Origin of the sequence: Microtetraspora glauca (assembly GCF_040656155.1) — a bacterium.
Taxonomy (GTDB): Bacteria; Actinomycetota; Actinomycetes; order Streptosporangiales; family Streptosporangiaceae; genus Microtetraspora; species Microtetraspora glauca.
In genome coordinates this window covers 1-18,101 of the sequence record NZ_JBFALK010000045.1, presented here as the reverse complement: position 1 = coordinate 18,101, position 18,101 = coordinate 1, and the positions used below count along the sequence as shown (strand labels likewise).

The window sequence follows — 18,101 nt, the reverse complement described above, 5'->3', positions numbered from 1 at the left end:
GCCGCGGCCTTAGTGGGGACACTGTCCCACCCGGCCCAGGCGACCTGAGGCGGCTCGTGCACCACCGGCCCGAACGGTCCCGCGTGCCATTCGCCCGGCTGGGGAACCCAGTAAAGGGTCCTGGTAGTACCGGCCGTAAATCCAACGAAGCTGGACGGCGGGCACCTACAACGCGTTGACACAAGATCATCGGAGTAATCCAACCACCCCCCGTAGTTCTCCGGAGCATTCATGCGACTTGATCGCTCATCCCCCTCATCCCTCTTATCCTCGAGACGGTTCATGGCCAGGACCGCGGCCGTGACCATGGCGACGGTGTTATCCGTGACGGTCGGCCTGGCCGGGCCCGCGGCGGCTGAGCCTCCCACGGTGCCCGGTTGCGGTGGTGCGGGCTCGGCCCTGGTGCCGGTGACCACCCCCCGGGTGGTGTCGGTCGGGGGTGACAGCTTCAGTTCAGGCGAAGGCACAGGCGGCTACATCGCAGGCTCCTCCTCGTCCTCGTCCTCGTCCTCGTTCTGGCGCCACCAGTCCCCCTACGCACCCGGGCCGCTGGCGTGGCTTTACCTGGAGACGACCAACAAGCCGCTCGTGCCCTCCCTGACCATGCAGGACGGGTATCTCGAGGACACCTGGGGCTTCGACAGGCTCGCGTTCTTCGCCTCCTCGGGAGCTGAGAGCAAGCACCTGGTGGTACCCCAGGTGGACTCCGACACCGGACGCAACAGGAACATCCCCCAGGCCGACGGGATCCTCCCCAGCTCCAACGTGGTGATCTACGGGTTCGGCGGCAACGACGCGCACTACGGCGACATCCTGCAGACAGCGCTCATGGCCTACGCGAAGACGGCCATCCCGGCTTCTCTGCAGAACTTAGCGCCGGGGCCGGGTGTGTGGAAGAACGCGCAGCTCGCCGACGTCCAGGCCGCGATAGCCCGAGAGCAAAGCAAGCTGGCCTCCGATGTACAGACCAGCGTCTACAAGTCGCTCTCCTCGGTGCGCGCCGCCGCCCTGAACGCCATGATCGCCGTCACGCTGTATCCCGTGGGAGTGAAGCCGACCGGCAACACCCACAGGACCCCCCTCATGGGGGGCCTGACGCTGGACGCCATCTACGGATTCGCCACCGCGCTCAACGACACCATTCGGGCCGCGGTCCAGAAGTTCAACAGCGACCACCCGCAGTGGCCGCCGATCGAGGTCTTCGACCCCAACACCGCGGGCCCCGGTGGCACCAGCGTCGTGGCCGGCCACGAGGTCGACGAGCCGGATTCCTACTTCAACCCGTGGATGCTGGACGAAAACGAACTGGCCCAGGGAAACCTGCTGCACGCCTTCCAGGAGAGCTTCCACCCCAATCGTCGGGGGACGGTCGCGCTGGGCCAGGCCCTGGCGATCTGGCTGCAGGCCAAATGCCCGGGGCTCTGGCCCAAGCCGCCGACATTCGCCCAGGTGAACATCCCCGCCCAGCCGTACAAGGCCCCGCTGCAGGCCAACAGGCTGCCCGGCCTGCTCTTGACGCACATGGCAGCCATCGCCGCCCACAACAGCGGCATCCCGGGCGCCGTCGTCAGCGGCGGAGGCGGCGGACCCGTGCCTCGCGGTGACGTCTACGCCCAGCCCGACAGTCCCCTGTACAACCTGTGGCTGGCCACCTGGGCGGCGGCCAGTTCCACAACGGGCAGCAGTGACTCGACCTCGACGGGTCCGGGTGACGCCAGCACACCCGGCGGCAACACGCGGGAAGTCTGCTGCGGGCGCAACTACAGGTATACGTCAGACGACAACGGCAAGACCTGGGTGCGGGTCGAGTGGGGCGGAGACCTGCCCGGGACGCGGTACGTACTCATGCCGCCTGATTTCATCCCGCCCGCCGGCACCACCTCGCCTGCGCCGTCCGGCGTGCTGACGCCCCCTCGCCCCGGCGGGGTCACCCCGGGTGGATACGACAACCCCGGCGGCATCGGCCCCGGCGACATCTTCGACTACTACATTCCGCCGCCTGCGCCCACTGATTCCTCGGGGGGCGGCGGCAACCGCGACTCCGCCTGCGACGGGGTCTACGTCCCCTGTCCGCCGAGGTCCACCTTCGCCAACCTGGCCTGACCGTCCCGAGATCCCCGAGGCCCGGACCCGGGGATCTCGCGTATGCCTCTGAACCACCGATAGGAAAGACATTGGCCTGGTCCTTGACGCGGAGTTCGGTGAGTTCGCTCCAGCGCATGCCGCTCTCGATGGCGGTTTCGGCCAGTAGGCGGGCCTCCTCGGTAGGCAGCGCGAAGTAGAACTGGTCGAACTCCTCAGGGGAGACGATACGTAGCGGCTTCTTCGGGACTGTGGGCGTCTTCACGCCCTTGCATGGATGCAGCGCGGTGACCTGGTCGTTCAGCGCCGTGGTGAAGATGCCGCTGAGGATCGACTTGTTGAGCCGGATGGTGGCGGGCGAGAGCCCGCGGTCCTGCTGGTCCTCCACCCAAGCACGTACGTCGCTCGGCAGGATCTCGATCATGCGCATGGGCCCGAACCACTTCATGATGTGCGCATAGATCGAGTACGTGTACCCCTCGCGCGTCGTGGCCTCCATCATGTGATGCGGCAGCCACTCCTCCTCCACATACCGCCTAAAGGTCTGCTTTCCACGGGCAGGGTTTCCTGCTCGCCCCTCCTCAAGCTTGGCCTCCGCGCGCTGCCACGCTTTGTCGGCTTCCCGTTTGCTCGCATACGTGCCAGCGGATCGTTGCTCTCCTCTCAGGTCCCGGTAGAGGGCGATGTATCGAGTCTTGCCTTTGCTGTCCGTCCTCTTCCGGGCGAAGCCCGGGGGTCAAGGGGTCGCAGGTTCAAATCCTGTCGTCCCGACCGCGTTTACGCAGGTCGGATAGGGTGTCACGAGATCACGTGGCACCCTTTTCTGCTGCTGAGTGACTAACTGAGTGACTGTCACCGATGACACGACGTTGGGCGTCTGTCGGCTTCGCATCCCCGCAGGAACAGGAGACCGACCCGTAACGCGCCGCCTCTCCGCAGGAGACCTCGCTGACCGTGCCGTCGGCTGACGCTCTCGTGTAAAGGGGCGACAGGTTCATCTGCTGCCGGGCCAAACCGGAACCACACCGCCGCCACGAGGCGGGTCACAGGTCGATCCGCGCCAACGCCGGCCAGGCCGCACAGAGCAAGCGCTGAACCGTCGCATCGAGCGAACTGTCCTCGTCTATCACCGTCTCGCGGCGGCCCGGCAGCAGGTCTCGTTCCCGGTACCACTCCCGCATCTGATCCGGGAAGAACTCAAGCCGCTGCGGCCGTGTGTCATGCCGGCGCAGGGTTTCCGGGAAGGACACGTCCAGGTAGAAGAAGGCGCTCATCCCGGCGTGGTCACGGCACAAGGCCTGGAGCATCGTCCCGTACCGGCCGGCGGTGAGGATTCCTTCGAGCAGGACGCTGTATCCGTGATCGAGTGAGTATCGGACGACGGTGTCGATGAGCCCGATGTTCACTCCCCCGGGAACGTCCCGTTCCCGCAGGACTTCCCGTCGGATGGTGTCCTGGCTCACCAGCGCCAGGCCGCGGCCGTAGGCCGCCCGTACGGCGCGGGCGGCACTGGTCTTCCCGGAGCCGGAGTTCCCGCGTACAACGATCAAACGAGTCTGATGCGAACCGGTGCGCACAACGTCAGCGTACGGAAAACACGTCCGACAGCATCGCCTTCGCGGTGAAGGCCGACGACGTCGTTGCGGTTCGCACGGCACGCCAGGATGACCTGCGTCAGCGCCCCCTGGCGTGACCGGTTTCGTCAGGAGAAGATGCGATCCATGACCTCGGCTCCGCCGAGCAGGACCGGGCACATCACTTCCTCCAAGAAACCCGGCGCAGTTCATTCTTCAGCTACCGTCGACACGGGCAAGCACGGTGGAGCCAACGGCCGACGCGGCCGCCAGCAACGCGCCCAGCAGGAAGGTGCCACCCGTGCCGGTCTGCGTGACCATCAGCCCGGCGACGGCCGGACCCGCGGCCTGGCCGGCTCTGCCGACCGTCCCCCAGTTGGCGAGCAGGCTCGTCCGGTATGGCTCGGTCGCCAGCCGCGCAGCCAATGTCTGCATGGATACCGAGATCAGCGTGAACCCGCTGCCGTAAACCAAGGCGGCGACGGCCACGAGCCACACCGAAGCGGTGGTCGCCGTGACGGTGAAGCCGGCTGTGAAAAGCGCGAATCCGACGGCCGTCAGGGTCCATGGCTGCCAGCGCCGTAGCAGTCGGCCAGCCGTCAGGGCGCCGACGAAGGCCGCGGCGAGCGGCAGCCCGATCAGCACCCCCCAAAGCCCCTCCGCGGACGGAAAGTGTTCCTGGAGGCGGAGCGGCAGCACCGTGAAGCTGACACCGAACAGGCAGGCCAGGGCAGCCGCCATTGCCGTTCCAGAGCGCAGGATGTGCGACCTGAGCGGCCTCGGCAACGGCGGTACGGGGGAGGCGCCGCCGCGGGCTGCCGGTCGCACATCGGGCAACCACAGTGCGACCACGCACGCCAGTGGGATCGCGAGCAGGCACGGAGCGAATGCCGCCCGCCAGCCCGCGGCGGCCGTGAGCACGCTGCCGGCCAGGGGCAGCAACGCGAGGCTCGCCATGTTCACCGCACCGTTGCGCCCGAGCGCCTTGGGCAGCGAAGTCGCCGCCGCCCAGTCGGCGACGAGCACCAGTGAAAGCGTGAGCAGCACGCCGGTGGCGGTGCCCTGGACCAGCCTCGCGGCCAGCAACGCCGGGTAGCCGGGGCTGAGCATGGCGGCCAGGCCGCCTCCCGCGAACACCAATAGCGCCGGGACGAGCACGGCGCGGCGGCCCCAGCGACCGATCATGACGCCTGCCACTGGGGTGGCCAGCAGTGCAGGGGCGGAGGTAGCGGACACCAATAGGCCGGCGGCGGCAGCCGACATGTGCAGGGAGGCCGCAATGTCTGGCAACGCGGGCGAGGCCAGTCCGGTGGCCATCGATGCGATCACGACGCAAAGTCCCGCCACCAACAGCCCTGGGCGTGGCCCCGAAGAGCCGCGGCCACGCCCAGGTTCACCGGAGGACATACACGAGACCGTCGCGGACGATCACTTGGTAGGTCGCCACCGGCCGTGTCGCGGGAAGGCAGAGCGCCCGGCCGGTGCGCAGGCAGAACCGCGCGAGATGGTGCGGGCACTCGACCGTCTCCCCGTCGACCCAGCCCTCTGCCAAGGAGGCGGTTTCGTGGCTGCAGGTGTCGGCGATGGCCAGCAGTTTCCCGTCCACGTTGAACACCGCGACCGGATCTCCGTCCGCCAACACGGCGACCTCGCCAGGGGGCAGGTCATCCACAGCGCAGACGCGGTGCTCACTGCGAGTGTGGCCGCCGGTTCCTGGTCCGCTCACTGCGTGGCACCGACGGCGTGGTGCCCCCAGGCGCTCGGGCCGGTCAGTCTCGCGGGCCGCCAGCTCTGGTCATCTACCAGCAGACCACCCCAGCCGATCTCCACCGTGAACCCGGACGGGGTGGCAGCGTAGAAGGAGACCACGCCGTCGTTGCTGTGCCGGCCGAGCGACGCGGCCACGGGTGCGGCTCCGGCCAGACATCGGTCGTAGGAGTGCCCGACGTCGTCCAGCGTGCCCAGCTCGACCATGAAGTGGTGCATGCCCTCGTCTGCGCCGGCGTCGACCAGCGCCAGGCTGTGATGGCGCGGGTTGCAGTGCAGGAAGGTCACGCTGGTGCCGTGCAGGTCGAGCTGGTCGGTGAGCCGCATGCCCAGGAGGTCACGGTAGAAGTGGAGGGCCGCCTCGTAATCGCGGACGGCGAGGACGGCGTGCCCAACGCCCAACCCATCGGCGAGGAACGTGCTGCCTGTGGGCGAGGCGAAGGGCTCCGTCGTCGCGAGGGCGCCCCGGATCAGGTGGACCTGGTAGCCGCCTGGGTCGACGGTGTGCAGTAGCTGCTGCACGTCGCGACGCTCGGCCTCCTCGCGGCTCGCCTCCTGCACTGCGTAGCCGGCCTTCTCGAGTCGCGCCACGATCTCGGCCAGCTCCGACTCCTCGTCCACTTCCCAAGCCAGGTAGCCGAGCCTGTCTTGGTCGCCGGCCGCAACGGCCAGCCGGTAGGTCATCCTGTCCATCCTTAGCCGCAGCTCTCCCGGTGGCGCCGGGGTCTCCTGCATGCCGAGGACTGTGGTGCCGAACTTGCGCCAGGCAGCCGGGTCCCGGGTTTCCACGCCCAACTGCGCGAGCGCGCGGACACTGCTCATGATTGTTCTCCGATCATTTCGTGGCGGGCCTGTTGCCGCTGCCCGCCCGGTGGAAGACGCCGCGTACGCCGATCCCGCCGTCGGCTTCGATCACGGCTCCGGTCATCGCCTTCGCGCCTGAGCGGGAGGCGAGCAGGACGTAGGCGGACGTCATGTCGTCCACGGTCGGGACCATGCTCAGCGGCAGGGCCCGCGCCATCACGTCCTGCCATTCACCGGCCCGCGTGGAGATGGATGCCGAGTCCAGCCCAAGCGCAGTCGGGCCTGACAGCTCGGTGGCCATACCCCCTGGTGCGACGGCGTTGACCCGGATGTCCGGCGCCAGCTCATAGGCGAGCTGTCGCAACAGGCCGTGCGCCGCATGCTTGGACGCGGTGTACAGGGGCCCGCCGCCGTCAGGGTGGAACGAGGCGTTGGACAGGGTCAGGATCAAGGAGCCCCGGCGGCGGCGGAGCGCCGGGGCCGCAGCCTTGGCCGCCAGCAGATATCCCTTGACGTTGGTATGGAACACCTCGTCGAAGGCGTCGTCGACGGATTCGGCGGGGAGGCTGTCCAAGCTGGCCTGAAAGTCCCAGATACCCGCGTTCGCGACCACCACGTCCAGTCGGCCGAACCGCTGTTGCACCTGCTGGACCGCACGCTCGTTGTCGTCGAGCGAGCGGACGTCCCCGACGATGCCGAGTACTTCCGGCACCTCCGCTGTGAGCCTTTCCAGCCGTGTGGCGGAGCGGTCGAACGCGACGACGTGCGCCCCCTCTGTGACGAAGCGCTCCGCGATGGCCCGACCGAGCCCAGCACCGCCGCCGGTGATCAGGGTCACCTGTCCATCGAGCCACCCCACTGGACATGTCATGGTCGGGTGAGGAACTCGGTGACCAGGCTGTTGAACGCCGTGGCCCGCTCGGACTGAACCCAGTGCGCGCATTGAGAGAAGACGTGCAACTCCGCCCGCGGTAGCTGCCGCAGCAGGAACATCGCCGCGTCCATGGGCACAGTTCGGTCGTCGCGACCCCAGACCAGCAGTACTTCGTGCCGCACCTGGTCCACCTGCCGCCACAGATCGCCTCGTTTGCCGGAGCGGAAGATCTGGTTCATGACTTCGTAGAACCGCATCGCCTCCGGGTCGGTGGCCGCCCGCAGCCGCTCATCGATGAGCTCGTCGCTCTCGCCCGCGCCGGCGTAGGTCATCACCTCGACCAGTTCCCGCATCTTTTCCCTGGTCGGGCCCTCATCGGCGTAGAACCGTCCCATCACCCGGTAGCCCTCGGACGGCTCGGGCGCGAAGAGCGGCACCCCGCCGCCGGTTCCCATCAGCACCAACCGCCTCGCGCGCTGCGGTGCTTCCCGGGCGATCGTCATCGCGGTCGCGCCGCCCATGCTGTTTCCGACGAAATCCGCCTGGTCGATCCCGAGCTCGTCGAGCACCGACAGCACAGCGCGAGCGTTGTACGGATTGAGCTCGGCGGGTGACGAGTGCGCCGGCTTGTGCGACGCCCCGAATCCGGGCTGGTCTATGACCAGCACCCGGAACCGCTGTGCGAGCGCCGGCGCATTGGCGCGGAAGTTGCTCCAGCCGGAGGCCCCGGGGCCTCCCCCGTGCAGCAGCACAACCGGCGGGCCAGCTCCGATGTCATGCACGTTCATCGGTCCGACGCTGGTCGTGATCAGTGCGGCCGCGCCGTCAGCGGCAGCGGCTTGGGCCGAAGTCATGTCAGCGGCCCCCATCAGAAGAACACACTGATGTTGTTGGCCAGCACGACGGTCTGATCCAGCAGGACCTTGCGCGAGGCGATCCGCAGCCCGTCGTGAGTGCGACGGAGCACGTCCTGACGCTCGGCCGCGAACACGTTTACCTCGCGTTCCAGGCGGTGCTGGTAAACGAGGAGGCTGGATCGAACGGCGAGCTCCGACCCGTCAGGCTTGATCCGGACGTTGGTGACGAACCGCCGCGTGCGCGATGGCGGATCCTCCGACCAAGCCTGGTTGCTCTCGATACGGCGCACACGGGTGGTGAGACTGCCCAGGTCGTCGTCGTAGTGCGCCATCTCGCCCGGCCCGGCGACCTCCAGCGCGTACTCCCGGATGCTGCGGTTCGTCCGGGTGGGCATCCAGTAGCGGACGTCCTCGGTGAGGAGATCCAGCCACTCCCGGAACCCGCGGGCGTCGAGCAGTTCGGCCTCGGCGTAGAGAAATTGCTCGACCTCGAGCTGGAGGGCCGGATCCATGGCGACGTGGGGGATCGTGTTCATCGGGTGACCTCCTGTCCGGCGCGCGCCGTGGCGTTGCCCCGCTGGCCGGGCCGAAGAGGTGTCTTCATGAGTTCCAGCCAGCGCTCGTAGAACCCGCGGGCGGCGTTGTCCGAGTAGACGTGGTTGATCCGGCCCGGGTAGTCGGGGTGATCGGTCACCTCGTGTCCGATGCCCATCTGGTAGTTCAGATCGACGGTTTGGGCGATGTGCCCGCGCGACACTCGCTGCAGGTCGGTCCAGATCTCGCCGTCGTCCTGCTCGAAGGTCCCGGTCGGACCGAAGGTCATCGAGGCGAACCGCCGCCAGGCGTCCTTGATCTCCGGCGACTGGTCCTTGTCGACGAGTGTCCAGGACCACACCTCCATCTCGTGCGGCCCTCGTGGGTGCCAGACCCTCAGCACTCGGAACGCGCCGAGGAAGGAGAAGTTCGGGAAGACGGTGGCGTGACAGCCGATGGGGCCGCCCGCCTGGACCTCCCCGAGCCGCTCCCAAACAGCCGGGTCCGTGTAGTCGGCGGCCAGCATGGGGCCCAGGACGGCGGAGCCGGCACCGGTCGGGTCGTGGAACCAGCCGCCGCCCGAGCCCTGGCTCGTCATCTGGCTGCCGACGCTGGGAAAGACCATCTCAGACAGGTCGGCGCCCTCCGGGGCCAGCGACTGCCAGGCCGAGGCGTGCAACAGGAAGGAGTGGTACATATCGCTGGCGAACTGCTCTGCGGCGAGCTTCCAGTTGCCGCCCATCACCCACTTCTGCACCCCGCCGATCACCTCCGTACCACCGGGGCGGCGGTCCAGGAAGGTGTCCAGCAGGAAGGTGATGTCGCCGAGTGCCTCCTCCACTGGCTGGGCCTCGGCGTCCCAGGTGCCGAAGACGAGGCCCTTGTACGACTCCACACGCGGTACCCGCAGGAGGCCCCAGCGGGACATGTCGAGTTCGTTGCGGTAGCCCTCGGCCATGTTCGGCACCGAGACGAGGTCGCCGTCGAGCCCGTAGGTCCAGCCGTGGTAGCTGCAACGGAAGACCCGGGTGGTGCCGACGTCCGCCCGGCACACCTTCATGCCGCGGTGGCGACAGGAGTTCAGGACGGCGCCGATGCTGCCGTCGGACCGGCGCACGACGATGACCGGGTCCTCGCCCATGTACGTCGACACAAAGCTGCCGGACTTCGGCAGTTGGCTCTCGTGCGCGAGGAACAGCCAGGAACGGCTGAAGATGCGCTCGAGTTCCAGGCGGTAGATGTCGTCATCCACGAAGACCCTGCGGCTCATCACGCCGCGTTCAAGGTCAACATGCTCATCGAGATCGATCATGTGCCTTCTCCGTCCCAGGCCGGCGACCGCTGGTCGCCGTCGTGCGTACTGCTGAGGTTCCGGTATTAGACGGGCCGATCCGGACCGTCCGGAATGGGGTAGTTCCGGGAGGCGGAACCATTGGCCGTGGATGCCCGTAGCCGTTCAGTGCGACTTCGGGGAGGCCAGACCTCCGGCACTGCGTCTCTGGCCGGCCGGCTCGACCGGACGGAGACAGTCGCTGATCGCCGTTGCCGCAGCACGCACCCGGCCGGCCAGATGGGCACGCCCAGCTGTGCCAGGCGGCCCAGAGACCGAGATCGCGGCCACCGCTCGACCCGCCCCGTCGGTTACCGGCGCGGCGGCACAGACCAGCCCGGGGATGCACTCCTGCTGATCCCATGCGATCCCCGAATCGCGTGCCTGTGCCAGGGCAGCCTGCAGCGCCTTCTCACTGGCAACGGTTGATGGGGTCAGCGGGCGCAGCCGACCAGTGAGAATCGATCCGACCTCGCCAGGATCCGCGTAGGCAAGCAGCGCCTTACCGAGCCCTGTGGCGTAGGCGGGCATGCGCCCGCCCACCCTGGTGGGCGTAGATATCCGCCGGTGCCCGAAGATCTTGCTGAGATACAGCACTTCGCCCTGGTCGAGGACACCCAAATGGACCGTGTGGCCCGTCGCTGCGGCCAGTTCATGCAGATACGGAAGGGCGATCTGCTGGACCCTGGAGTTGGGTCCGACGCCCGTGAGCGCGCCGAGTTCGAACATGGTGATGCCGAGCCGCCAGCGCCCATCCCAGCGTTCCACAACCCCCTGCTCGGCCAGCACCGCCAGAAGGCGATGTGCCGTCGACTTGGGCATGCCGCACCGCCTGGCTAGTTCGACGACGCCGATAGGCCCACCAGTGGGCGCGAAGGCGCGCAACAGGGACAAGGCCTTGCCGACCGAAGTCCCTGATTCTCCGACCGCAGTGCCAGCGTTAGTCATGATCCCTGCCCCGGTGTGATTTGTGACATGGTGTCGCACGGACTGTCACACCCTTGTGCGACGAGGTCAAGGGGGAAGGCGAACCAAAGCTGCGACAGCGCGGCCGGACGGGGGGCAGGTGCCGGACTCGCCTGTCACGGGGAGCCGAGGCGCGCGTGGAGACCACGCCTCAAGAACTCGTGAGAACCGATCTCGAAGCGTCACGGCGGTTCCGCGGAGTTGAACTTGGCCCTGTCCTGGCCGGATCCGCCTGACTAGCGTCCCGCGACCATGGGCATTCGCGAGGTAGCAATCATCGGTGCCGGGACGGCAGGCGTCGCAGCGGCAATGGCCCTGCGAGAGGGCGGCTTCGAGGGGACGATCAACCTGCTTTCCGCCGAGAAAGGGCTGCCCTATCGGCTGCCGCCACTGTCCAAGACGGTGCTTGCCGGCACGTCCGGTCCGGAGCCGCTCCGGCCCGACGACCACTACCGCGATCAGGACATCTGCCTTCATCCCGAAGCGCGTGTCAGTGCCATCGAGCCTGCGACGCTGCGCATCACCAGCGCGGCCGGCACCTTCGCCCCTGATGCGATCGTGATCGCCACCGGCTCCTCTCCGTACCGGCCGGACTGGACCGGGATGGAGCTCGACGGGGTGCACGTCCTTCGCACACTCGCCGACGCCGAAGCCCTCAGGGCAGAGCTGACGCGCGCGGCTGAGCTCGTCGTGATCGGCGGCGGCTTTGTCGGCACCGAGGTGGCCTCGGTCGCTGGTCGGCTCGGCATCGGGGTCACCATCGTAGAAGCCGGACCGGCTCTGCTCGGCCGCGCCATCGGGCCGGCGGCCGGCGGCTGGATCGGGCGGCTGCACGCCGCCCACGGCGTGCGGGTGCTCACCGGCCGGACCGTCACCGGGCTGCGCGGACGGAACCGGGTCGAAGCGGTGATGCTCGCCGACGGCACCGAACTGCGAGCCGACACAGTGCTCATCGGCCTTGGCGCCGTGCCGCGGACCCAACTCGCTGCACAGCTTGGGGTGGGCGGGCCCGCAGGCATCGAGGTGGACGGCGCCTTCCGCACGGCTCACCCGGGCGTATACGCGGTAGGTGATGTTGCGGTCGCCTCCGCCGGGCCTGGCGGTCAGCGGATCCGACTGGAGCATGAGCGCACCGCCGAACAGCATGGCGTAGCGGTGGCCAGCGCGCTGCTGGGTCACCGACCCGCGCCGGCCTCGGTGCCGTGGTTCTGGTCGGACCAGCATGGCGTGACGCTCCAGCTCGCCGGGTTGCCCGGGGGCGAGCTGGAGACCATGGTGGAGGACACCGATGACGGCCGCCTGCTGGTCACCTGGCACACCGGGGGCCTGGTCCGGGCGGTCCTCGGTGTCAATCGGCCTCGCGACGTCCAGGCGGCGATGCGGGAGATGAGGTCCGGACGGTACCCGCGGCTGCCCGCCCGCTGCGGCAACCAGATCCCTGAGCACGACCAGCGTTCCTCCGACCACCCCGGACCGTGACCCGCCAACGCCGAATAGACTGACCGCCGTGGTTTCCAGGCCGACCGTCCAGGCACGGGCACGGGCCCGTCGGCGGGACGTCCGGGGGGACATCCTCAACTCTGCGAGGTCGCTGCTCGCCGAGGTCCCGTTCGCGGACCTGTCGATCGACATGGTGATGGCGGCGGCGGGCCGATCCCGGACCATCTTTTACCGCCATTTCGACGACAGGCAGCAGCTTCTGCTGGCACTGCTGGAGGAACTCGGCGGCGAGATGACCGCCCTCGGGCAGGACTGGGCGCAGGAAAGCGCCGGCCAAGTGATTCCGCGACTGCGTGAGGACCTCGGCGGCCTAGTCGACATCTGGGTGCGGAATGGGTCTCTCATGCGCGCGCTGGCGGCGGCCGCCGCGCAGGATCCCGAGGTCGACGCCATGTACCACGCGCTTGCGGACCGGTTTATCGCGATCACCGGCGAGCGCATCAAAGCCGATATCGCGAGCGGAGCGAGCACCGTGGCCAATGGGACGGAAACCGCACGGGCGCTCGTCTGGATGACAGAGCGCTATCTTTCGGAGTGCTTCGGGCGCGGACCCGCCTCAGTGCCGCCCGAGACGGCGAAAAAGACTCTGGGCGACATCTGGGTTAGAGCCATTTACAGCATATCGCCCGACTGCTGACAGGCTCGCTGGGCAGAACTATGCTCCGGCAGGCGCCCAGCCGCCTTGCGACGACGCGACACCCGTCACAAAGGAACTCTGGCTGGACCGTGGAGATTGTTCCTGACCTCGGAGAACTTTGGGTGGCGGTCTGAAGCGCTCCGGCTTCAGTGGAGACTCAGTGCTTGCGGATCGAGGGCACCATCGAGGATCACCATGCCGTTCTATCCGGTGGCTTCGAGAACCTGATGGGCGTGGTGACGGTCGGCACGATGCGATGCTTGCTTATTGCGCCGAATGTTCTTCCGGGAGCTCTTGTCCATTCTCGCCATAGTTGTTCCGACGGTCCTTGGCGTAACCCAGCCGCTTCTTCTCCTGTGGGCTTCTACGCCTCACGGGCCGCCTCCCACGACGATCGGTCTTTCTCGCCCCACCAGGCCATCCAGCAGCGCGTCACGGGGTCGAGCGAAATAGCTCTCCCGCCTCGCGCCTTGCCGGAGCACCCGTTGTGGCCACCTGACAACTGTCCGAGCGATCAAATCGGTTGGCCGCCCACCAGGTCTGCAGCAGGGCGACCACCTGGGGCAACGGCGATCGTTCTCCGCGATCGAGGTGTACTGCCAGGTGACCGCGGCGATCGACTGATTCGGCCGGGTCCTCGACTTCACGAACATGACCGCGATCACTTCTCGAACACCAGTATGATGCTACGGTTCAAACAGAAGATGATCTACCTGAAAGGGCCGCACGTGGCGCAGAAGGTGATACTGGTTGACGACCTCGACCACTCCGAGGGCGATGACGTGGCGAGACGGGAGTTCCAGCTGCTGAACCGCACCTTCGCCATCGACCTGTCCGACGCCACCCAGCAGCGGCTGAGCGAGGCTCTCGCGTTCATCGAAACGGTCCTGGAGAGCTCCCGTGAGGTGAAGCAGGCGTCGCGGTCGAAGAAGGCCGCCGATGTCTCCCCCCGATTGCAGGGCCACACCCTCACCGACGTTCGCGAATGGGCGAGAGAGCAAGGGCTGGATGTCCCCCTCAGGGGGAAGGTCGCCGACGAGGTCATCGAACAGTTCATCGCCGCCCGGTCCGACGCGAACTCCACGCAGTCGGCGTCGGAAGGACAGGAAGGCGGAGAAGCAGGGGACGGTAACCCCGGCACCTGATGCGGAGTGCGGCTCGAACGGCGGCCTCCTCTCGGAGGCCCGGGGTGGCTCAGTGGGGAACGACTTGTGCCCGCACGCCGGGGAGATCGTCGAATGCGGCGGAGCGATCGCTTCTAAGCTCTCACGCATGGCAAAGTACTTCGATGTACATCCGGACAACCCGCAACCTCGGGCGCTCCGTCAGGTGACGGACATCATCCGTGCGGGCGGGCTGATCGTGTACCCGACCGACTCGTGCTTCGCGCTCGGCTGCCGAGTGGGCAACAAGGAGGGCATCGACCGGATCAGGGAGATCCGCCGTCTCGACAGCCACCACCACTTCACCCTGGTGTGCAAGGACTTCGCTCAGCTCGGCCAGTTCGTCCACATCAGCAACGCGCTGTTCCGTTCGATCAAGGCGGCGACCCCCGGCAGCTACACCTTCATCCTGCCTGCGACGAAGGAGGTGCCGCGCCGGTTGCTACACCCCAGAAAACAGACCGTCGGCGTCCGGATCCCCGATCACGTCGTCACGCAGGCGTTGCTGACCGAGCTCGGAGAACCGTTGCTGTCGAGCACCCTGCTCCTGCCCGAAGAGACCGAAGCCATGACACAAGGCTGGGAGATCAAGGAAAGGCTCGATCACGTGGTGGACGCCGTGGTCGACGCCGGTGAGTGCGGCGCCGTGCCGACGACGGTCATCGACTTCTCGCAGGACCAACCGGAGATCCTCCGCAGAGGAGCAGGAGACCCGTCCCGCTTCGAGTAGAACGGTCGCTGTCGTCTGAGGCGCCGACATCGCCTTGCTGTCGGGGATCCGCATGGCCGCGACGGTAGACCTTCGCTCCCACTCGAACCACGGCCTGAACTGGCCGGGTTTGAGTGCCAAGCCGACGCGGGCCCTGCCCGGGATACCGCAACACCGACAACCCTCGCCTACGCCGGATCGTGAAGAGGGCAAACGTGGCCTGACATGGCACTAGGTGTGTTCGGTGGTCGGGTTGCCGGCCCTTCTGGACTTCTTCGCCGATCTGGTGATCACCGGCACCGTGCTGGGCCTTGACCACACCAGTGAGCAGGCAGACGTGGAGGAGAGGCTCGGGCGCGATCGCCCGTTCAAGGCGCCGTCGGGGATGATCTCCGACTTCGGTCTAGTTGAGTTCGGCTGGTGGCGGGGCCGGGGCTGGGTCTGACAGGTAGAGCGCGACGGCGTCGGCTTTGGACTCAGGCGGGTAGACCTTCATGACCACCAGGAACTCCTTGGTCTCCAGATCTCCATGATCTGGCACTCAAGGTGTCCACATGTCGAGGGGAGAGTCCCTCTCGCCGTACCACGCGTCGTGCTCCGCCACCGGATCCGTCACTGGATCGGCCATGCCGACCGACCCTGGTGATGAGTTGTCGCGCCCGCACCCGTCACACCTACGACGGGACACGACGAGGCGGAAGGATGACGTGATGAGTGCGGACACGCGGCTGGAGGGGCTGGGCGTGAGCGGTCTGGGCGAGGTCGACGAGCCGGCGTTCTCGGGGCTGGCGGAGCGGCACCGGCGGGAGCTGCACGTGCACTGCTACCGGATGCTCGGGTCGTTCGAGGACGCCGAGGACACCGTGCAGGAGACGTTCCTCCGTGCCTGGCGGCGGCGGGAGACCTTCGAGGGTCGGTCGACGTTCCGGGCCTGGCTGTACCGGATCGCCACCAACGCCTGCCTGGATCTGCTCGCCAAGTGCCGCCCGGAGCCTGCGACCGGCGGCGAGGTGCTGTGGCTGCAGCCCTACCCGGACCGGCTGCTCGACGAGCTGCCCGCGGGCGACGCGGACGAGCCGGAGACCGTCGCCGTCGCGCGGGAGACGATCGAGCTGGCGTACCTGGTCGCAGTCCAGCACCTCGCGCCGCGCCCGCGGGCCGTGCTGATCCTGCGGGACGTGCTCGGCTGGCCGGCGAAGGACGTCGCGGAGCTCCTCGGGGACTCCGTCAACTCCGTGAACAGCGCGCTGCAGCGGGCCCGCGCCGGCATGCGGGAGCGCCTGCCCGCCGAGCGGCAGGACTGGACCGGCGGCGAGGAGGACGCCGGGACGCGCGAGCTGGTGCGCCGCTATACCGACGCCAGCGTGGCCACGGACGTCGCCGGGCTCGCCGCACTGCTGCGGGACGACGTCCGCTGCTCGATGCCGCCCACGCCGGGCCTGTACGTCGGCCGCGACACGGTGGTGAACGACTGGGTCGAGAGCGGCTTCGAGGGCATGAAGCACCTGCGCGCCGTCCCCACCTCCGTGAACCGGCAGCCCGCCGTCGCCTTCTACCTCTGGCGGAAGCGGGAGGGCGCGTACCTGCCGCTGACGATCGACGTCCTGCGCGTCACCGGCGGGGCGATCACCGAGATCGTCACGTTCCACGACGACCAGTTTCCGCGGCTCGGGCTGCCGGAGCGCCTGCCGGCGGACGGCACGGAGTAGTCCCGGTGTGGACGCTCGCGCTGCGCGGTGGCGCGCGTGTCGCGGTGGTCGCGGCGGAGTGGTGCGACGCGTTCGGCGTCGTCACCCGCGGGCGGGTGCAGCTGGAGTTGCGCGACGGCGAGCCCGGGCCGGTCCTCGGACGGCACGCCGGGTTCTGGCTCCGCGGCACCGGGGTCCGCGCCCTGCGGAACCCCGGCCGTCGCACGGCGAGGGTGCGCATCGTCACGCCCAGGGCCAGGACTGTCACACGCCACTCAACACACCCCGTACGCCAGTTCCCGAATGATGGAGGAACGACATGAACAGCATGAATGACACCGGGGTCGTCGCAGACCCGGCATCGGGCCAGACCAGCCGCACCCACCGACTCCGCGGGCTCGCCGTCACCGGCTTCATTGCCACGCTCGCAGCGATGGTGGCCACCACCCTCGCCGCTGCGCTTGCCCAGGCCGTTGGCGTCGACTTCGAGGTCCCCGATGGCGGCGAGACGATCCCGTTGCCCGGGTTCGCCGTCGTGACCGGCTTCTTCTCGGTCGTGGGCATCGTCATCGCCGTCGCTCTTCTTCGTTGGAGCGCTCGCCCCGCCGAGCGATTCGTGTGGACGGCAGTGTCGCTGACCGCGATCTCGTTGGTCCCGCCTCTCCTCTCCGGGGCAGACACCGCCGCCACCACCGCCCTCCTCGGGCTACACCTCGTCCCTGCGGCGGTGATGATCCCCACCCTGGCGCGGAGCCTCCGCACCCGGACCGATTGACGATCCCGTACCGGGACAACGCGCGGCGCATGGGCCGTGCGTCGGGGCGCACCGGGTACCCGGGTCGCGTTCACGCTGGCCGACCCAGCCGTCGCGCGCCTCCCACGTGGATTCGGCTCCTGCGCGGCGGCTTGAGCCGGGATCTGACCCTCTCTCGGGTCGACGTCAGCGGGTACTTCCGGCCGAGCGCACCAGAGCCAGCCAAATCGATCATTGACTGCGATTTGACAAAAATTTACATTATGTCGACAGATCGGGGGACCCGCGCGCTCGAAAGGGAGACCGTCCTGATGGTGCGTCGAGCCCTGATTCCCACCCTCGCAGCCTTACTTTTCCTGATCTGGGGCACTCCACCGGCCGCCTTCGCGGTGGACGGAACCCGGACGCCGGCCTCGCCCTCCTACACGGTCAGCCTGACCAGCAACACGTCGGGCAGCACATGGACCGGACACGAGAGCGTCACCTTCACCAACCCGTCCGCGGATCCCCTGACGGAGGTCTACCTCCGGTTGTGGGACAACTACCACGGCACGTGCCCGTCCACACCGATAACCGTGACCAACATGACCGGGGGCACGCCGTCCCCGCTGTCGGTCGCCTGCACCGCGCTGAAGATCACACTGCCCGCCCCGCTCGCCCAGAACGACAGCGCCTCGATCGGCTTCGACCTGAGCATCGTGGTGCCCAGCGGCGCGGACCGGTTCGGCCGCGACGGGTCCTACAACTTCATCGGCAACGCGCTGCCCGTTCTGGCGGTCCGCGACGCGAGCGGCTGGCACCTCGATCCGTACAGCAACAACGGCGAGTCCTTCTACGCGCTCACCAGTGACTACTCCGTCAC

The 18,101-nt window shown here is 68.0% G+C and carries 20 protein-coding genes; 11 read left to right on the top strand and 9 right to left on the bottom strand.

Going from position 1 to position 18,101, the window contains the following annotated elements; translation table 11 throughout:
- Nucleotides 1–282: 282 nt before the first annotated feature.
- Together AB0I59_RS41725 and AB0I59_RS41720 are read left to right on the top strand one after the other, a co-directional pair.
- A complete protein-coding gene (locus AB0I59_RS41725; protein ID WP_358142531.1) occupies nucleotides 283–2,103 on the top strand; it encodes an SGNH/GDSL hydrolase family protein in 1,821 nt (606 codons plus the stop codon).
- Nucleotides 2,104–2,369: 266 nt separating this feature from the next.
- Nucleotides 2,370–2,543 carry a hypothetical protein gene (locus AB0I59_RS41720; protein WP_358142534.1) on the top strand — a complete coding sequence of 58 codons (174 nt, stop codon included), beginning with the start codon at nucleotides 2,370–2,372 and terminating at the stop codon, nucleotides 2,541–2,543.
- A gap of 582 nt (nucleotides 2,544–3,125) precedes the next feature.
- On the opposite strand, the gene AB0I59_RS41710 is transcribed toward AB0I59_RS41720, so the two are convergent.
- The 9 genes from AB0I59_RS41710 to AB0I59_RS41670 all read right to left on the bottom strand — a co-directional run bounded on the left by AB0I59_RS41710 (nucleotide 3,126) and on the right by AB0I59_RS41670 (nucleotide 10,770).
- Nucleotides 3,126–3,632: a P-loop NTPase family protein gene (locus tag AB0I59_RS41710; RefSeq protein ID WP_358142529.1), complete on the bottom strand. Its 507-nt coding sequence runs from the start codon at nucleotides 3,630–3,632 to the stop codon at nucleotides 3,126–3,128.
- A gap of 240 nt (nucleotides 3,633–3,872) precedes the next feature.
- Nucleotides 3,873–5,063: an MFS transporter gene (locus AB0I59_RS41705; protein WP_082777686.1), complete on the bottom strand. Its 1,191-nt coding sequence runs from the start codon at nucleotides 5,061–5,063 to the stop codon at nucleotides 3,873–3,875.
- Nucleotides 5,050–5,382 carry a bifunctional 3-phenylpropionate/cinnamic acid dioxygenase ferredoxin subunit gene (locus AB0I59_RS41700; protein WP_061261622.1) on the bottom strand — a complete coding sequence of 111 codons (333 nt, stop codon included), beginning with the start codon at nucleotides 5,380–5,382 and terminating at the stop codon, nucleotides 5,050–5,052. Before AB0I59_RS41700 ends, AB0I59_RS41705 begins: the two co-directional genes overlap by 14 nt.
- The gene (locus AB0I59_RS41695) at nucleotides 5,379–6,245 is read right to left on the bottom strand and encodes a VOC family protein (RefSeq protein ID WP_358142524.1); all 867 of its coding nucleotides are present in this window, start codon (nucleotides 6,243–6,245) and stop codon (nucleotides 5,379–5,381) included. The genes AB0I59_RS41700 and AB0I59_RS41695 overlap by 4 nt, the downstream gene beginning before the upstream one ends.
- 13 nt (nucleotides 6,246–6,258) lie before the next feature.
- A complete protein-coding gene (gene hcaB / locus AB0I59_RS41690; protein WP_061261624.1) occupies nucleotides 6,259–7,098 on the bottom strand; it encodes a 3-(cis-5,6-dihydroxycyclohexa-1,3-dien-1-yl)propanoate dehydrogenase in 840 nt (279 codons plus the stop codon).
- Complete coding sequence (locus AB0I59_RS41685; RefSeq protein ID WP_358142521.1) at nucleotides 7,095–7,970, bottom strand: alpha/beta fold hydrolase; 876 nt, start codon at nucleotides 7,968–7,970, stop codon at nucleotides 7,095–7,097. The genes hcaB and AB0I59_RS41685 overlap by 4 nt, the downstream gene beginning before the upstream one ends.
- On the bottom strand, nucleotides 7,970–8,494 hold the full coding sequence (locus AB0I59_RS41680) for an aromatic-ring-hydroxylating dioxygenase subunit beta (RefSeq protein ID WP_061261626.1): 525 nt from the start codon (nucleotides 8,492–8,494) through the stop codon (nucleotides 7,970–7,972). The genes AB0I59_RS41685 and AB0I59_RS41680 overlap by 1 nt, the downstream gene beginning before the upstream one ends.
- Nucleotides 8,491–9,804, bottom strand: coding sequence for an aromatic ring-hydroxylating dioxygenase subunit alpha (locus AB0I59_RS41675; protein ID WP_063819028.1), 1,314 nt, complete (start codon nucleotides 9,802–9,804; stop codon nucleotides 8,491–8,493). The genes AB0I59_RS41680 and AB0I59_RS41675 overlap by 4 nt, the downstream gene beginning before the upstream one ends.
- Nucleotides 9,805–9,948: 144 nt before the next feature.
- A complete protein-coding gene (locus AB0I59_RS41670; protein WP_082777687.1) occupies nucleotides 9,949–10,770 on the bottom strand; it encodes an IclR family transcriptional regulator in 822 nt (273 codons plus the stop codon).
- Nucleotides 10,771–11,040: 270 nt separating this feature from the next.
- Between AB0I59_RS41670 and AB0I59_RS41665 the strand changes: the two genes are divergently transcribed.
- From AB0I59_RS41665 to AB0I59_RS41625, 9 genes are all read left to right on the top strand, one after another.
- Entirely contained in the window at nucleotides 11,041–12,267 is a 1,227-nt protein-coding gene (locus tag AB0I59_RS41665; RefSeq protein ID WP_358142516.1) for an NAD(P)/FAD-dependent oxidoreductase, read from the top strand.
- A 28-nt stretch (nucleotides 12,268–12,295) separates the two neighbouring features.
- Nucleotides 12,296–12,925 (top strand): TetR/AcrR family transcriptional regulator, encoded by a 630-nt coding sequence (locus tag AB0I59_RS41660; RefSeq protein WP_061261630.1) that lies wholly within the window; start codon nucleotides 12,296–12,298, stop codon nucleotides 12,923–12,925.
- Between the two features lie 728 nt (nucleotides 12,926–13,653).
- The gene (locus tag AB0I59_RS41655) at nucleotides 13,654–14,070 is read left to right on the top strand and encodes a histone-like nucleoid-structuring protein Lsr2 (protein WP_358142513.1); all 417 of its coding nucleotides are present in this window, start codon (nucleotides 13,654–13,656) and stop codon (nucleotides 14,068–14,070) included.
- Nucleotides 14,071–14,197: 127 nt separating this feature from the next.
- Nucleotides 14,198–14,818, top strand: a complete 621-nt coding sequence (locus AB0I59_RS41650; protein ID WP_061261631.1) for an L-threonylcarbamoyladenylate synthase — start codon at nucleotides 14,198–14,200, stop codon at nucleotides 14,816–14,818.
- 223 nt (nucleotides 14,819–15,041) lie between these two features.
- Complete coding sequence (locus AB0I59_RS41645; RefSeq protein WP_061261632.1) at nucleotides 15,042–15,242, top strand: hypothetical protein; 201 nt, start codon at nucleotides 15,042–15,044, stop codon at nucleotides 15,240–15,242.
- A 265-nt stretch (nucleotides 15,243–15,507) separates the two neighbouring features.
- On the top strand, nucleotides 15,508–16,506 hold the full coding sequence (locus AB0I59_RS41640) for an RNA polymerase subunit sigma-70 (RefSeq protein ID WP_358142510.1): 999 nt from the start codon (nucleotides 15,508–15,510) through the stop codon (nucleotides 16,504–16,506).
- Between the two features lie 5 nt (nucleotides 16,507–16,511).
- Nucleotides 16,512–16,808 (top strand): hypothetical protein, encoded by a 297-nt coding sequence (locus AB0I59_RS41635; protein WP_358142507.1) that lies wholly within the window; start codon nucleotides 16,512–16,514, stop codon nucleotides 16,806–16,808.
- Complete coding sequence (locus tag AB0I59_RS41630) at nucleotides 16,805–17,260, top strand: DUF6069 family protein (RefSeq protein WP_358142504.1); 456 nt, start codon at nucleotides 16,805–16,807, stop codon at nucleotides 17,258–17,260. The genes AB0I59_RS41635 and AB0I59_RS41630 overlap by 4 nt, the downstream gene beginning before the upstream one ends.
- A gap of 242 nt (nucleotides 17,261–17,502) precedes the next feature.
- Nucleotides 17,503–18,101 (top strand): gluzincin family metallopeptidase (locus AB0I59_RS41625; protein WP_358142501.1); only part of this gene is annotated, 599 nt, incomplete at its 3' end.

Excerpts from the sequence above, each read along its gene's own strand:
- AB0I59_RS41670 (WP_082777687.1), bottom strand. The coding sequence starts at position 10,770 with ATGACTAACGCTGGCACTGCGGTCGGAGAATCAGGGACTTCGGTCGGC.
- AB0I59_RS41675 (WP_063819028.1), bottom strand. The coding sequence starts at position 9,804 with ATGATCGATCTCGATGAGCATGTTGACCTTGAACGCGGCGTGATGAGC.
- AB0I59_RS41680 (WP_061261626.1), bottom strand. The coding sequence starts at position 8,494 with ATGAACACGATCCCCCACGTCGCCATGGATCCGGCCCTCCAGCTCGAG.
- AB0I59_RS41650 (WP_061261631.1), top strand. The coding sequence starts at position 14,198 with ATGGCAAAGTACTTCGATGTACATCCGGACAACCCGCAACCTCGGGCG.
- AB0I59_RS41685 (WP_358142521.1), bottom strand. The coding sequence starts at position 7,970 with ATGGGGGCCGCTGACATGACTTCGGCCCAAGCCGCTGCCGCTGACGGC.
- AB0I59_RS41640 (WP_358142510.1), top strand. The coding sequence starts at position 15,508 with ATGAGTGCGGACACGCGGCTGGAGGGGCTGGGCGTGAGCGGTCTGGGC.
- AB0I59_RS41695 (WP_358142524.1), bottom strand. The coding sequence starts at position 6,245 with ATGAGCAGTGTCCGCGCGCTCGCGCAGTTGGGCGTGGAAACCCGGGAC.
- AB0I59_RS41665 (WP_358142516.1), top strand. The coding sequence starts at position 11,041 with ATGGGCATTCGCGAGGTAGCAATCATCGGTGCCGGGACGGCAGGCGTC.
- AB0I59_RS41705 (WP_082777686.1), bottom strand. The coding sequence starts at position 5,063 with ATGTCCTCCGGTGAACCTGGGCGTGGCCGCGGCTCTTCGGGGCCACGC.
- AB0I59_RS41630 (WP_358142504.1), top strand. The coding sequence starts at position 16,805 with ATGAACAGCATGAATGACACCGGGGTCGTCGCAGACCCGGCATCGGGC.
- AB0I59_RS41725 (WP_358142531.1), top strand. The coding sequence starts at position 283 with ATGGCCAGGACCGCGGCCGTGACCATGGCGACGGTGTTATCCGTGACG.
- hcaB (WP_061261624.1), bottom strand. The coding sequence starts at position 7,098 with ATGACATGTCCAGTGGGGTGGCTCGATGGACAGGTGACCCTGATCACC.